Origin of the sequence: Bordetella genomosp. 1 (assembly GCF_002261335.1) — a bacterium.
In the GTDB taxonomy this organism is placed as follows: domain Bacteria; phylum Pseudomonadota; class Gammaproteobacteria; order Burkholderiales; family Burkholderiaceae_B; genus Bordetella.
On the sequence record NZ_NEVL01000005.1, the window covers coordinates 54,809 to 67,740 of the forward strand.

14 protein-coding genes and 1 pseudogene are annotated in these 12,932 nt (G+C 71.4%); 8 read left to right on the forward strand and 7 right to left on the reverse strand.

Annotated elements, in window-relative coordinates; genetic code table 11:
• Positions 1 to 7: 7 nt before the first annotated feature.
• The 4 genes from fdhD to CEG14_RS21010 all read left to right on the forward strand — a co-directional run bounded on the left by fdhD (position 8) and on the right by CEG14_RS21010 (position 4,190).
• Positions 8 to 841, forward strand: a complete 834-nt coding sequence (gene fdhD, locus CEG14_RS20995; protein ID WP_094828351.1) for a formate dehydrogenase accessory sulfurtransferase FdhD — start codon at positions 8 to 10, stop codon at positions 839 to 841.
• A 19-nt stretch (positions 842 to 860) separates the two neighbouring features.
• Positions 861 to 1,118, forward strand: coding sequence for a formate dehydrogenase subunit delta (locus CEG14_RS21000; protein WP_094828352.1), 258 nt, complete (start codon positions 861 to 863; stop codon positions 1,116 to 1,118).
• Positions 1,119 to 1,242: 124 nt separating this feature from the next.
• On the forward strand, positions 1,243 to 2,910 hold the full coding sequence (locus CEG14_RS21005) for an OFA family MFS transporter (protein WP_094828353.1): 1,668 nt from the start codon (positions 1,243 to 1,245) through the stop codon (positions 2,908 to 2,910).
• Between the two features lie 158 nt (positions 2,911 to 3,068).
• Positions 3,069 to 4,190 (forward strand): methyltransferase, encoded by a 1,122-nt coding sequence (locus CEG14_RS21010; RefSeq protein WP_094828354.1) that lies wholly within the window; start codon positions 3,069 to 3,071, stop codon positions 4,188 to 4,190.
• 22 nt (positions 4,191 to 4,212) lie between these two features.
• Here CEG14_RS21010 and CEG14_RS21015 read toward each other — a convergent pair whose 3' ends face one another.
• Positions 4,213 to 5,259, reverse strand: a complete 1,047-nt coding sequence (locus tag CEG14_RS21015; RefSeq protein ID WP_094828355.1) for an NAD(P)-dependent alcohol dehydrogenase — start codon at positions 5,257 to 5,259, stop codon at positions 4,213 to 4,215.
• A 39-nt stretch (positions 5,260 to 5,298) separates the two neighbouring features.
• Positions 5,299 to 6,509: pseudogene (locus CEG14_RS21020) on the reverse strand (MFS transporter).
• A 183-nt stretch (positions 6,510 to 6,692) separates the two neighbouring features.
• On the opposite strand from CEG14_RS21020, the gene CEG14_RS21025 reads away from it, so the two are divergent.
• Positions 6,693 to 7,583: a LysR family transcriptional regulator gene (locus tag CEG14_RS21025; RefSeq protein ID WP_094828356.1), complete on the forward strand. Its 891-nt coding sequence runs from the start codon at positions 6,693 to 6,695 to the stop codon at positions 7,581 to 7,583.
• Positions 7,584 to 7,587: 4 nt separating this feature from the next.
• On the opposite strand, the gene CEG14_RS21030 is transcribed toward CEG14_RS21025, so the two are convergent.
• Positions 7,588 to 8,115, reverse strand: a complete 528-nt coding sequence (locus CEG14_RS21030; protein ID WP_094828357.1) for a chromate transporter — start codon at positions 8,113 to 8,115, stop codon at positions 7,588 to 7,590.
• A complete protein-coding gene (locus CEG14_RS21035) occupies positions 8,112 to 8,681 on the reverse strand; it encodes a chromate transporter (protein WP_094828358.1) in 570 nt (189 codons plus the stop codon). The genes CEG14_RS21030 and CEG14_RS21035 overlap by 4 nt, the downstream gene beginning before the upstream one ends.
• Before the next feature lie 212 nt (positions 8,682 to 8,893).
• Between CEG14_RS21035 and CEG14_RS21040 the strand changes: the two genes are divergently transcribed.
• The 3 genes from CEG14_RS21040 to CEG14_RS21050 all read left to right on the forward strand — a co-directional run bounded on the left by CEG14_RS21040 (position 8,894) and on the right by CEG14_RS21050 (position 11,102).
• Positions 8,894 to 9,319 carry a universal stress protein gene (locus CEG14_RS21040; protein ID WP_094828359.1) on the forward strand — a complete coding sequence of 142 codons (426 nt, stop codon included), beginning with the start codon at positions 8,894 to 8,896 and terminating at the stop codon, positions 9,317 to 9,319.
• Between the two features lie 106 nt (positions 9,320 to 9,425).
• Positions 9,426 to 10,292, forward strand: coding sequence for a threonine/homoserine exporter RhtA (rhtA, locus tag CEG14_RS21045; protein WP_094828360.1), 867 nt, complete (start codon positions 9,426 to 9,428; stop codon positions 10,290 to 10,292).
• Positions 10,293 to 10,397: 105 nt separating this feature from the next.
• The gene (locus CEG14_RS21050; protein ID WP_094828361.1) at positions 10,398 to 11,102 is read left to right on the forward strand and encodes an SDR family oxidoreductase; all 705 of its coding nucleotides are present in this window, start codon (positions 10,398 to 10,400) and stop codon (positions 11,100 to 11,102) included.
• Here the strand turns inward: CEG14_RS21050 and CEG14_RS21055 are convergent.
• Genes CEG14_RS21055 through CEG14_RS21065 form a run of 3 tightly spaced genes read right to left on the reverse strand, consistent with a single transcriptional unit; the run spans position 11,086 to position 12,839 of the window.
• Positions 11,086 to 11,913: an anti-sigma factor family protein gene (locus CEG14_RS21055; protein ID WP_094828362.1), complete on the reverse strand. Its 828-nt coding sequence runs from the start codon at positions 11,911 to 11,913 to the stop codon at positions 11,086 to 11,088. The two genes, CEG14_RS21050 and CEG14_RS21055, sit on opposite strands and share 17 nt — an antisense overlap.
• 1 nt (position 11,914) lies before the next feature.
• The gene (locus CEG14_RS21060; protein WP_094828363.1) at positions 11,915 to 12,448 is read right to left on the reverse strand and encodes an RNA polymerase sigma factor; all 534 of its coding nucleotides are present in this window, start codon (positions 12,446 to 12,448) and stop codon (positions 11,915 to 11,917) included.
• 22 nt (positions 12,449 to 12,470) lie between these two features.
• On the reverse strand, positions 12,471 to 12,839 hold the full coding sequence (locus tag CEG14_RS21065; protein ID WP_373454221.1) for a COG4315 family predicted lipoprotein: 369 nt from the start codon (positions 12,837 to 12,839) through the stop codon (positions 12,471 to 12,473).
• Positions 12,840 to 12,932: the final 93 nt, after the last annotated feature.

Below are 12,932 nucleotides of genomic sequence, written 5' to 3' on the forward strand. Positions count from 1 at the left end.
CGACGCCATGGACAGCCAACCGAACCGCCCCGCCCCCGCCTGGCCCGACAGCACGGACACGCAGGTCGTGCGCATCCGTGCCGGCGCGCTCGCCGAGGCGGCGCAGACGGATCACGTGGCCGAGGAAACGCCCGTCGCGCTCGAGTACAACGGCATCAGCCACGCCACCATGCTCGCCACGCCCTCGCACCTCGAAGACTTCGCGCTGGGCTTCTCGCTCACCGAAGGCATCGTGGGCGGCATGAGCGACGTGCGCGGCATCGACCTCGATCCGCGCCCGGACGGCATCGTGGTGCAGCTCGAGATCTCGAGCGCCTGCCTGGTCCGTTTGAAGGAACGCCGCCGCGCGATGGCGGGCCGCACCGGCTGCGGCCTGTGCGGCGTCGAAACGCTGCCCGAGGTGCTGCGGCCGGTCGCGCCGCTGCCCGACGGCGCGCCGATCCCGGCGCAGGTGCTGCTGGCGGCCATGCGCGGCCTGCGTGCGCACCAGCGCCTGCACGACCTGACCGGCGCCACGCACGCGGCCGGCTGGGCCGACGCCGAGGGCGCGGTCCGGCTCGTGCGCGAAGACGTGGGCCGCCACAACGCGCTCGACAAGCTCATCGGTGCGCTGGCGCGCGCCGGGCTGCCGGCGGACACCGGCATCGCGCTGGTCTCCAGCCGCGCCAGCTTCGAAATGGTGCAGAAGACGGCCGCCGCGCGCATCGGCGTGCTGGCCGCCGTATCCGCTCCCACCGCGCTGGCGATCCGGCTGGCGCGCCAGGCCAATCTCACGCTGGCCGGCTTTGCCCGCAACGCCGACGCCACCCTCTACAGTCATCCGGAACGCATCCGGCCCTGACCCACCCGCGAGCCTCCTCATGGACCCCGTCAATCTGATCCGCATGGCCAACCGCATCGGCGACTACTTCGATGCCTACCCCGACCAGGCCGAGGCGATCGAGGGCGTGGCCAACCACATCCAGAAATTCTGGGAACCCCGCATGCGCACCGAGCTCCTGAGCTGGCTCGCCGCGCATCCCGACGGCCAGGGCGCGGTGCCGCTGCACCCCCTGGTCCTGCGCGCGGTGCAGGCCGACACGGGGCGCTTCGCGACCCGCGTGGCGACGTCCGCCTGAGGTTTCCGCCCCCCCGTTTCGGGCCGTGCCGGGTGCCGGCCGGCCGAAGCAGAAGGCGCGCCGTCGTTCGCGATGGCAAGCGCCCGCGCCATGGGCTATAAAGCCCACCCCCTGAGGAGACGTCATGAGTGACACCGCTGCATTGGACCTGCCCGGCCACCGGCCGGGGTTCCTGAGTAAAGAACGCACCATCGCCGGGCCGGGATTCTCCCGCTGGCTGGTGCCACCGGCCGCCCTGGCCATCCACCTCTGCATCGGCATGGCCTATGGCTTCTCGGTGTTCTGGCTGCCCCTGTCCAAGGCGGTGGGCGGCGCCGCGCCGCTGGCCTGCCCGGCCGACATGAGCCTGATGGCGGAGCTCTTCACCACGCAATGCGACTGGCGCATCTCGACGATGGGCTGGATGTACACGCTGTTCTTCGTGCTGCTGGGCTGTTCGGCCGCGCTGTGGGGCGGCTGGCTCGAACGCGCGGGTCCGCGCAAGGCCGGCGTGGTGTCGGCGCTGTGCTGGTGCGGCGGCCTGGTGATCTCCGCCATCGGCGTCTACCTACACCAGATGTGGATGCTGTGGCTGGGCTCCGGCGTGATCGGCGGCATCGGCCTGGGGCTGGGCTACATCTCGCCGGTCAGCACGCTGATCAAGTGGTTCCCCGACCGCCGCGGCATGGCGACCGGCATGGCCATCATGGGCTTCGGCGGCGGCGCCATGATCGGCGCGCCGCTGGCCGACCTGCTGATGCGCCACTTCGCCACGCCCACCTCTCCCGGCGTGTGGCAGACCTTCCTCACCATGGCCGCGATCTACTTCGTGTTCATGATGTCGGGCGCCATGGGGTACCGCGTGCCGCCCACCGGCTGGAAGCCCGAGGGCTGGAATCCGCCCGCCAGGCAGGGCAGCAACGCCATGATCACGCACGGCCACGTGCACGTGAAACGCGTCTGGGGCATCCCGCAGTTCTGGCTGGTGTGGTGGGCGCTGTGCCTGAACGTGACGGCCGGCATCGGCATTCTCGGCATGGCCTCGCCGCTGCTGCAGGAAGTGTTCGGCGGCCGGCTCATCAACCTGCCCGACCTCGGCTACGGTCAGCTCGACAAGGCGCAGCTCGCCAGCATCGCCGCCATCGGCGCGGGCTTCACCGGCCTGCTCAGCCTGTTCAACATCGGCGGCCGCTTCTTCTGGGCCAGCCTGTCCGACAAGCTCGGCCGCAAGCTGACCTACGCGACCTTCTTCGTGCTGGGCATCGTGCTGTACGCCAGCGTGCCCTGGACCGCCCACGCGGGGGCCCTGGCGCTGTTCGTGATCGCCTTCTGCGTGATCCTGTCGATGTACGGCGGCGGCTTCGCCACCGTGCCGGCCTACCTGGCCGATCTGTTCGGCACGCAGATGGTGGGCGCGATCCACGGCCGCCTGCTCACGGCCTGGTCGGCCGCCGGCATCTTCGGCCCGGTGCTGGTGAACTACATCCGCGAATACCAGCTCTCGATCAAGGTGCCGCGGGCGCAGGTCTACGACACGACCATGTACATCCTGGCCGGCATGCTGGTGCTGGGCTTCCTGTGCAACCTGGCGATCCGCCCGGTCAACAAGAAGTACTTCATGACCGACGAGGAGCTGGCGCACGAGAAGGCCCTGGCGCACGAACGCGCCGTGCGCGCCGAAGTGCACGGCGAGGGCCGCTCGACCTTCCGCACGCCCGCCGCGCTGGTGCTGTTCGCCTGGGCCTGCGTCGGCATCCCGCTGGCGTGGGGCATCTGGATCACGCTGCAGAAGGCCGTGCTGCTGTTCCATTGAGCCACGGCGGCGCGCGCCCCCGCACGGGGTGCGCGCCTGACTCGCCGCCACGCTGGCGGCGGGCGAAACTGCTACATTGCGGGGCTGTACCGCCGGAATTCCGCCATGCCCCGCCTGCTCGCCCCGCCCCTGCCCGCCGCCCCTTCCCGGAGCGCCCGATGAGTGCCGCACTCGCCTCCTGGACCGAAGACGGCGTCGAGCGCCAGGCGCGCTGGCAGTCGGAGAGCGCGGCCCCGGTGCCGCGCCGCATCGTGCCGGCCGACGACACCCTGACCGCCGACCAGGCCTTCCGCCTGGCCAGCGAGGGCACCGGCATCCTGTGGCGCGCCGACTTCCAGAATGCCCGCCAGCTGCTGCAGGCCATGGCCCGGCGCTTCGACAAGCGCCGCGTCAAGCCCGCCGACAGCCTGCTCGACGCCTTCAATCAACACCGCATGCGCCAGGCGCAGCGCGCCCGCACGCTGGGCCTGCTGCTGATCGAGGTGCAGGCGGGCGACGTGATCGGACTGCGCCGCGCGCCGGACGTGGCCGAGGCCTGCGCGCAGGCGCACGGCACGGCCGAAGCGCCCTACCTGATTTCGCTGCGCGAGCTGCAGGGCCTGATCGGCGCCTACGAATGGCGCCGCAAGGGCGTGCCGATCGCGGCGCTGGGCGGCGCCCACATCCATCCGCATTACGGCGTGTTCTCGCCCGTGCGCGGCGAATACGTGGACCTGGTGGCGCGCGCGCCGCTGCCCGAGGGCGCGCAGACGGCGCTGGACCTCGGCACCGGCACCGGCGTGCTGGCGGCGCTGCTGGCGCGCCGCGGCCTGCGCGTGCTGGCCGTCGACCAGGATCCGCGCGCGCTCGCCTGCGCGGCCGACAACATCGCGCGCCTGAAGGTGGGCCGGCAGGTGGAACTGCGCCAGCAGGATCTCTACCCCGACGCGCGCTTCGATCTGGTGGTGTGCAATCCGCCCTGGCTGCCGGCGCGGCCGAGCTCGCCGGTGGAGCATGCCGTCTACGACCCGGACAGCCGCATGCTGCGCGGCTTCCTCGACGGCCTGGCCGCGCACCTCACCGAACGCGGCGAGGGCTGGCTCATCATGTCGGACTTCGCCGAGCGCCTCGGTCTGCGCGCGCCCGACGCGATCGGCGGCTGGATCGCGGCGGCCGGGCTGCGACTCATCGAACGCCACGACACCCGGCCCACGCACAAGCGCGCAGCCGACGCCAGCGACCCGCTGCATGCGGCCCGCGCCGGCGAGATCACCTCGCTCTGGCGCCTGGGCCGGGCGTGACGCGTGCGCGGCGGCGTGCCGTTCAGGCCAGCGTCGCGGTGTCGATCACGAAGCGGTATTTCACGTCGCCCTTGAGCATGCGCTCATAGGCCTCGTTGATCTCGCCCGCGCGGATCATCTCGATGTCGGCCACGATGCCGCGCTCGGCGCAGAAGTCCAGCATCTCCTGGGTTTCGGGAATGCCGCCGATCATGGAGCCGGCCAGGCTGCGGCGCTTGGTGATCAGGTTGAACACCTGCGGCGACGGGTGCGGCGTGGCCGGCGCCCCCACCAGCGCCATGGTGCCGTCGCGCTTGAGCAGCGCGAAGAACACGTCCAGGTCGTGCGGCGCGGCTACGGTGTTGAGGATGAAATCGAAGCTCTTGGTGTGCGCCGCCATCTCGGCCTCGTTGCGCGACACCACCACGTCGTCGGCACCCAGCGCCAGCGCCGCCTCGCGCTTGGACTCGGAGGTGGTGAAGGCGACCACGTGCGCGCCCATGGCGTGCGCCAGCTTGATGCCCATGTGACCGAGGCCGCCGATGCCGACCACGCCGATCTTGTGGCCCGGGCCGGCGTTCCAGTGACGCAGCGGCGAATAGGTGGTGATGCCCGCGCACAGCAGCGGCGCCACGGCCGCGAGCTGGTCTTCGGGATGACGGATGGGCAGCACATAGCGCTCGTGCACCACGATCTGCTGCGCGTAGCCGCCCAGCGTGTGGCCGGGCGCATCGGCGGTCGGCGAATTGTAGGTGCCGATCATGTTGTCGCAGTAGTTCTCCAGCCCCTCCTCGCAGTCGGCGCACTGCTTGCAGCTGTCGACGATGCAGCCGATGCCGACCAGGTCGCCCTGCTTGAAACCGGAGACGTGAGCGCCGACCGCCGACACGCGGCCGACGATCTCGTGGCCCGGCACGCAGGGATAGCGCGTGCCGGCCCATTCCGCGCGCACCTGGTGCAGGTCGGAGTGGCAGACGCCACAGTAGGCAATGTCGATGCGCACGTCGTGCGGCCCCGGCGCACGGCGTTCGATGTCGAGGGATTCGAGGGGAAGATGCGCGGCTTGCGCGCCGTAGGCTTTGATGGTCATGGATGAACTCCGGACGAGAATGAGGCGGGACCTCGGCCTTCAGGGCCGGGCCGCCGCGTGAAGGCGCGCGGCACGCCAGGCGAGGCAGGCCGCTGCCAGCAATACGAAAGCGCTGGTGAGGAAGGTGCTGCGATGGCCGCCCTGGTCGTACAGCAGGCCGCCGGCCGTCGACCCGGCCGCGATCGACAGCTGGATCACGGCCACCATCAGGCCGCCGCCGGCCTCGGCGTCGTGCGGCAGGGCCTGCGCCAGCCAGCTCCACCAGCCCACCGGCGCGGCGGTGGCGAGCAGGCCCCACAGTCCCAACCATACGCCTGCCGCGGCGACCGACGCCCCCGGGCTGGCGAGGGCCAGGGCGATGCCCGCCATCAGCAGCGGGATCACGACCAGCGGGGCGTACAGGCTGCGGCGGATCACGCCGCCGATCAGCGCGGTGCCGAACAGGCCCGCCACGCCGATGGTCAGCAGGATCAGCGACAGGGCCGCGGCGCCCGCGCCAACGGCGTTGGCGAGGAACGGCTGCACGTAGGTGAACAGCGCGAACTGGCCCATGAAGAACAGGCCGCTGGCCGCCACGCCCACCACCACGCGGCGCTGCCGCAACAGGCCGAGCGGACCCGCTCGCCGCGGGGCCGCCGCCGCAGCAGCGGGAGGCATGGCGGGCAGGCTGCGCCATTGCCACGCCAGCGCGAGCAGCGCCACCGGCACGAGGCAGAGAAAGGCGCCCCGCCAGCCGACCAGCGTGCCCAGATAGCTGCCCAGCGGCGGGCCACCACGGTGGCCAGGGCGTTGCCGCCGTTGAAGATCGCCAGCGCGCGCGGCACCGAGCGGGCCGGCACCAGGCGCATCGCGGTGGCGGCCGACAGGGACCAGAAGCCGCCGATGACCACGCCGATGAGCGCGCGCCCGACGAGATAGGTGGCGTAGTCGGGCGACCACGCCACCAGCGCGCCGGACAGCGCCATCAGCGCCGTCAGCGCGAGCAGCAGCGTCTTGCGATCCATGCCGCCGGCGAGCCGCGCGATGCAAAGGCTGGTGAGCACGGCGAAGGCGCCGGAGATGGCGATGCCCTGTCCGGCCAGCCCCTCGCTCACCGCGAGCGCGGCGGCAATCGGCGACAACAGGCTGACCGGCAGGAACTCCGAGGCGATCAGCGCAAAGACGCACAGCGTCATGGCGTAGATGCCGCCCCAGTGGGCCGCCTGCGCGGGTTGCGCAGGCGCCGGCGACGCGAGCACGACCGCGCTCATGCGGGCGATACCGCGGCGAGCGCCGCAGCGGGGTGGAGTGACTTCAGGGGGGCTTGCATGCGGGATCCTCGAGCGGGCGCGACAACGACGGAAAGGATTCTGCGCGCTCGTGATCCGGTAGACTAGATAATGAATCCTAAATAGGTTTATTAGTAAATCTAATCAATCTTCACGTACCCGAAAATGGCCCGCCGCAATCTCAATGACCTGCTCGCCTTCGTGACGGTGGCGCGCGAGGGCAGCTTCACCAAGGCCGCAGGCACGCTGGGCGTCACCCAGTCGGCGTTGAGCCAGGCCATCCGCGGCCTGGAGGAACGGCTGCAGATCCGGCTGCTCACGCGCACCACGCGCAGCGTGGCGCCCACGGCCGCCGGCGAGCGCCTGATGCAGGCGATCGGGCATCGCTTCGACGAGATCGAGGCCGAGCTCGACGCGCTCACCGAACTGCGCGACAAGCCCGCCGGCACGGTGCGCATCACCTGCGGCGATCACGTGCTCGCCGCCATTCTGCTGCCGCGCCTCACGCCGCTGCTGCGCGACTATCCGGAGATCAATGTCGAGTTCGACGTGTACTACGGCTTTCGCGACATCGTGGCCGAACGCTACGACGCCGGCGTGCGCCTGGGCGGCACCATCGACCGGGACATGATCGCGATTCCGCTGGGGCCCGCGCTGCGCATGGCGGTGGTGGGTTCGCCCGCCTACTTCGCCGACCATCCGCCGCCGCGCACGCCCGACGACCTGACCGCGCACCAGTGCATCAACCAGCGCATGCCGACCTCGGGCGACGTCTATGTGTGGGATTTCGAGCGCCGCGGCAAACGCGTCAACGTGCGGGTCGACGGCCAGCTGATCTTCAACACCACGCCGCCGCAGGTCGATGCCGCGCTCGCCGGCCTCGGCCTGACGCTGCTGCCCGAAGACGAGGTGCAGGCCCACATCGACAGCGGCCGGCTGGTGCGCGTGCTCGACGACTGGTGCCCGGCCTTCTCCGGCTACCAGCTCTATTACCCGAGCCGGCGCCAGCCCTCGCCCGCGTTCGCGCTGGTCATCAAGGCCCTGCGCTACCCCTGAAGCCTCAGAAGCCCAGGCCGATCACGCCCGCCAGCGCGCCCGCGCCCAGCAGCCACAGCGGATGCACGCGCGTGACGGTGGCCACGAGCGCGACCGCGCCCGCGATCAGGCCGGTGGCCCAGGTGTGGGCCGAGGCCATGCTGATGAGCGCGCCGCTGGCGGCCATGAGGCCGACCGTGACCGGGAAGATGCCGGCCTGCACCACGGCGCGCCAGGGCTTGTCCTTGAAGCGTTCCCACAGGCCCAGGCCGGTGATCGTGACCAGCGACGAGGGGCCGAACTTCGCGATCGAGCTCACCAGCATCCCGCCCCAGCCGGCCACGTGCCAGCCCACCAGCGGCACCACCATCATGTTGGGGCCGGGCGCGGCCTGGCCCAGCGCGAACAGCGCGGAGAACTCGGCCGCCGTCATCCAGCGATGCACCTCCACCACCTGGCGCTGCATCTCCGGCAGGATGGTGTTGCCGCCGCCGAACGCCAGCAGCGAAAGCTGGGTGAAGATCAGCGCCAGCGCGATCAGGGTGCCCATCATCGACGCAGCCTCCAGGTGATGAAGATCGACAGCGGCGTGAGCACCGCCATGGTGGGCAGCAGCGGCAGGCGCAGCAGCGCGATCGCGGCGAAACAGGCGGCGGCGACCGCCATGCCCCATGGATTGCCGCGCAGCGGCCGCGCGATGCGTATCGCCATCGACACCAGCAGGCCCGCGGCGGCCGCGGCCAGGCCGGCGAACAGATGCTGCACGCGCGGGTCGCCCTGGCAGGTCTGGTAGACCGAGCCCAGGCTGATCACGATCAGGGTGGGCGCCAGGATCAGGCCCAGCAAGGCGCTGTAGGCGCCGCGCGGGCCGCGGAACTTCATGCCCACCGCCACCGAGAGGTTGATGATGTTGCCGCCCGGCAGGAACTGGCACAGGCCGAGCAGATCGACGAACTCGTCGTCGGCCAGCCAGCGGCGATGCTCGACCAGCATGCGGCGCGCCAGCGGCAGCGCGCCGCCGAAGGCGGTGACGCCGAGCCAGAAGAACCCCATGAAGAGCTGGCCGCAGGTCGGGATGACGCGGGCGGGCGCGGTGGCGGTGGAAGCAGGTGCGGGCATGGCCGATGCGAACACGGGCCGGGCGCGGCCCACGGGGTTGGAGAGCGTGGCGGCAAGGCTACTCCCGGCGCCACGGCGTGGCAATCGCGTTGCGTGGGGCGCAGCGCTTGCGGGCGCACAAAACACGGCCGCGCCGAATGCTTTAACCTGCTTGTCAGCAATGCCGCCTGGCAACGGCGTCGCCGCCCCCACTGCAACCAGAGGAGAGTCCCATGAAAGACGTCGTGATCCCGGTCGATGGTTCGGAGCATGCCCTGAACGCCCTGCGCGTGGTGCTGGACCGCAATCTGTATCCGGTCCAGACCACCGTGCACCTGGTCACCATCCTGCCCACGCTGTTGCGCCAGGGCCTGCACCTGGGCCTGACCCAGGAAGACATCGATGCCTACCAGCGCGAGGAAAGCGAGTTCGCGCTCAAGGAGGCCATCGCGCTGCTCAAGCGCGCCGGCCAGCCCTACGACACGCACCAGGAGATCGGGCCGGTGGCCGAGAGCATCGTGCGCCGCGCCGAGACGCTGGGTGCGGGCGAGATCGTGATGGGCACGCGCGGCCTGGGCGCGATGCCGGCCCTGATGCTGGGCTCGACCGCCACCAAGGTGCTGCACCTGAGCCCCATCCCGGTGACCCTGGTGAAGTGACCACGGCCGGCGCCGGCCTGCGCCCCGCGCGGCGCGGCGGCGATGCCGTAGAATGGCGCCGCGCCGGCCCGCCGGGCGGGCGCCTTCCGCCGCGCCCGCCGTTCCGATGTCCGCCCCCGACCGCTCCGCCTCTCCCGCCGTCCCCGTCGTCCTGCTCCTGATCGCCATGGCCTCGCTGCAAGGCGGCGCGGCGCTGGCCAAGATCCTGTTTCCGGCGGTCGGCGCGCAGGGCACGGCGGCGCTGCGGCTGTTCTTCTCCGCGCTCATCCTGATGCCCATCCTGCAGCCCTGGCGGCTGCGGCTGCCGCCCGAGGGCTGGCGCATCGTGGCGCTGTACGGCCTCACGCTGGGCGGCATGAACCTGATGTTCTACATGTCGATCCGCACCATTCCGCTGGGCATCGCGGTGGCGATCGAGTTCACCGGCCCGCTGGCCGTGGCGGTGCTGACCTCGCGCCGGCTGCTGGATTTCGGCTGGATCGCGCTGGCCGCGGCCGGTCTGCTGATGCTGCTGCCGCACGGCGACGACCTGGCGACGCTCGACACCGCGGGCATGCTGTACGCGCTGGGCGCGGGCATCTGCTGGGCGCTCTACATCGTGTTCGGCCAGCGCGCCGGCCTGCGCTACGGGCCGCGCACGGTGGCGCTGGCCGCGATGTTCGCGGCGCTGGCCGTGATTCCGTTCGGGCTCGCGAGCGCCGGCATGTCGCTGTTCAATGCCACCCTGCTGCCCACGGCGGTGGCGGTGGCGGTGCTCTCGAGCGCCCTGCCCTATGGCCTGGAGGTGTTGGTGCTGGCGCGGCTGCCGGCGCGCACCTTCGGCACGCTGCTGAGCCTGGAGCCGGTGTTCGGCGCCATCGCCGGGCTGCTGTTCCTGCACGAAGCGCTCTCCGTCACGCAGTGGCTGGCGGTGGCCGCCATCGTGGCGGCCTCGGCCGGCATCACGCTCACCTCGCGGCGCGGCAAGCGCTGAGCAGCCCCACGCGCCGCGGGGGCATGTTTGCCGCCCGCGCGCGAGGCTGCTCAAATAGGCGGCCCGGGCGGCACACTGCGCGCCCCACCGACACCAGGAGTCGCAATGTCTGAAAGCAAAGTCGCCATCATCACGGCCGGTGGCAGCGGCATGGGCGCGGCCGCCGCGCGCAAGCTCGCCGCCGACGGGTTCCAGGTCGCCATCCTGTCTTCCTCGGGCAAGGGCGCAGCGCTAGCCGAATCGCTGGGCGGACTGGGCGTGACCGGGTCGAACCTGGTGCCGGCCGATCTGCAGGCGCTGGTGGACGCCACGCTGGCGCGCTGGGGCCGCATCGACGCGGTGGTCAACAGCGCCGGCCACGGGCCCAAGGGCAAGCTGCTCGAGATCAGCGACGCCGACTGGCACCTGGGCATGGAGTACTACCTGCTCAACGTGGTGCGGCTCGCGCGCCTGGTGGCGCCGGTGATGCAGCGCCAGGGCGGCGGCGCGATCGTGAACATCTCCACCTACGCCACCTTCGAGCCCGAGGCGGCCTTCCCCACGTCGGGCGTGTTCCGCGCGGGCCTGGCGGCCTTCACCAAGCTCTTCGCCGACGAGTTCGCGCCGCACAACGTGCGCATCAACAACGTGCTGCCGGGCTTCATCGACAGCCTGCCCGAGAAGGGCGACCGGCGCGAGCGCATCCCGATGGGCCGCTACGGCCGCGCCGACGAAGTGGCCGACCTGATCGCCTTCCTGGCCTCGGATGCGTCGAGCTACATCACCGGCCAGAACATCCGCATCGACGGCGGCATCACCCGTTCGGTGTGAGCCCCGCCCCGGCCGCCGGCGTGAGCTGGCGGTACACCTCTTCGGCCACGCGCAGCAGTTCCTCGCGCGACACCTCGCCCGACAGCGCGTAGCCGAGCTTGCCCTCGACCCAGTAGAACACCCGCACCTTGTCGTCTTCCATGTAGCGGAAGGCGGTCTCGCCGGTGCTGGCCTCGCGCGTGACGTACAGCGTGAGGCGCTGGCCGCGGCCGGTGCCGTACATGAGCTGCGCCACCGCGCCGCTGCCGCCGGGCAGCAGGCGCCCGCCCATCAGCTGGTAGCCGGCCGCGCCCAGGTCGGGGGCATGCACCTGCACGCCGACGCGGCGCGTCAGCCAGGTGACGAGCGCCTGCTCCTGGTCGCCGCCCATCTCCACCGGCCGCCGGATGTCGGCCGCATAGACGGCGTGCGCCACCGCGGCGCGATGGGCGAACATCTTCGGATCGGTGGCCTGCGCCTGCAGCGTCCGGCCGTCCATCTCGCCGCGCATGAACCAGCCCAGCGCGCCGCTCGCGACCGCCAGTGCCAGGCCGGCCGCGAGCGCCATGCCCCAGCCGCGGCGCCGGTGCGGACCCAGCGGCAGCCGCAGCGGCAGCGGCTCCTCGGCCACCCCGGCGAAATGCGCCTGAAGCAGGCGGTTCTGGGCGCGCCAGCGTTCGATCTGCGCCTGCGCCTCGGGATGCTGCGCCACGAAGGCCTGCACCTCGTGCAGGCGCGCGCCGGCCAGCTGGCCATCGGCCAGGGCGTGCAGGTCCGCCTCGGTGATGGGCGCGCCCGGCGGCGGCAGCGGATCGATGTGTTCGTCGTTCATATCATTTGATGCGTTGCAACGGCAGCACGGCGGCGGGCACGCCCGAGGGCGACTGCGCCTGCTGCAACAGCGCGGCGAGGCGCTCGCGGGCGCGCGACAGGCGCGACATCACGGTGCCCAGCGGCACGCCCAGCACCTGCGCGGCCTCGCGATAGCTGAATGACTCGACCGCCACCAGCAGCAGCACGGCGCGCTGTTCCTCGGGCAGCAGCGCCAGGCAGCGGTCCAGGTCGCGCAGCTCCAGCGCGTCGGCCTGGGTGGCGCGCGCGGGCAGCTCCGGCATCTCGTCGGCGGCATGCATCTCGGGCGCGCGCTGCTGCGCCCGCACGCCGTCGACGAAATGGTTGTGCATGATGCCGAACATCCAGGCCCGCAGCTCGCCGCGCTGCTGCCAGCGCGAGTAGCGGCTCCAGGCACGCTCCAGCGTGTCCTGCACCAGATCGTCGGCCCGGTCGCGGTCGCCCGTCAGCCCGCGGGCGTAGCGCCGCAGGCTGGGGATGCAGGCCACGATCAGGGCCTCGATGTCGGTGCGCATCGGTGCGGCGGTACGCGGCCGCTCAGGGCTTGATCACGTGCCAGATGTCGCGGAAGTTGTCGCCGGTCTTGTCGCCCGGCTTGGCATCCTTCACGTAGAGATAGACCGGCTTGCCCTTGTGGGCCCACTGGCTGGTGCCGTCGTCGCGCTTGACCACGGTCCAGTCGCCCTGCGCCTTGGCGCCGGCGTCGGCCATCAGCGGCGGCCAGGCCTTGGCGCACTGGTCGTTGCAGTTGCTCTTGCCGGCCGCGTCCTTGTCGAAGGTGTAGAGGGTCATGCCTTTGGCGTCGACCAGCACGCCGCCCTCGGTCTTGACCGGGGCCTGGGCATGGGCGAGCGCCGACAGCGACATCGCAAGGGCGGAAACAATCACGAGATTACGGGTTTTCATGTTCATCCTCCTGGGGAAGTGGGGTACCGCAACCGGATAGACGCTGGCCTCTCCAGGTTTATTCCATTCCCGCCGGGATTTCACGCTTTTTCT

Bases quoted from the DNA above. Each gene is read 5' to 3' on its own strand.
- fdhD (WP_094828351.1), top strand. From the start codon at position 8: ATGGACAGCCAACCGAACCGCCCCGCCCCCGCCTGGCCCGACAGCACG.
- CEG14_RS21000 (WP_094828352.1), top strand. From the start codon at position 861: ATGGACCCCGTCAATCTGATCCGCATGGCCAACCGCATCGGCGACTAC.
- CEG14_RS21005 (WP_094828353.1), top strand. From the start codon at position 1,243: ATGAGTGACACCGCTGCATTGGACCTGCCCGGCCACCGGCCGGGGTTC.
- CEG14_RS21010 (WP_094828354.1), top strand. From the start codon at position 3,069: ATGAGTGCCGCACTCGCCTCCTGGACCGAAGACGGCGTCGAGCGCCAG.
- CEG14_RS21015 (WP_094828355.1), bottom strand. From the start codon at position 5,259: ATGACCATCAAAGCCTACGGCGCGCAAGCCGCGCATCTTCCCCTCGAA.
- CEG14_RS21025 (WP_094828356.1), top strand. From the start codon at position 6,693: ATGGCCCGCCGCAATCTCAATGACCTGCTCGCCTTCGTGACGGTGGCG.
- CEG14_RS21030 (WP_094828357.1), bottom strand. From the start codon at position 8,115: ATGATGGGCACCCTGATCGCGCTGGCGCTGATCTTCACCCAGCTTTCG.
- CEG14_RS21035 (WP_094828358.1), bottom strand. From the start codon at position 8,681: ATGCCCGCACCTGCTTCCACCGCCACCGCGCCCGCCCGCGTCATCCCG.
- CEG14_RS21040 (WP_094828359.1), top strand. From the start codon at position 8,894: ATGAAAGACGTCGTGATCCCGGTCGATGGTTCGGAGCATGCCCTGAAC.
- rhtA (WP_094828360.1), top strand. From the start codon at position 9,426: ATGTCCGCCCCCGACCGCTCCGCCTCTCCCGCCGTCCCCGTCGTCCTG.
- CEG14_RS21050 (WP_094828361.1), top strand. From the start codon at position 10,398: ATGTCTGAAAGCAAAGTCGCCATCATCACGGCCGGTGGCAGCGGCATG.
- CEG14_RS21055 (WP_094828362.1), bottom strand. From the start codon at position 11,913: ATGAACGACGAACACATCGATCCGCTGCCGCCGCCGGGCGCGCCCATC.
- CEG14_RS21060 (WP_094828363.1), bottom strand. From the start codon at position 12,448: ATGCGCACCGACATCGAGGCCCTGATCGTGGCCTGCATCCCCAGCCTG.
- CEG14_RS21065 (WP_373454221.1), bottom strand. From the start codon at position 12,839: ATGAAAACCCGTAATCTCGTGATTGTTTCCGCCCTTGCGATGTCGCTG.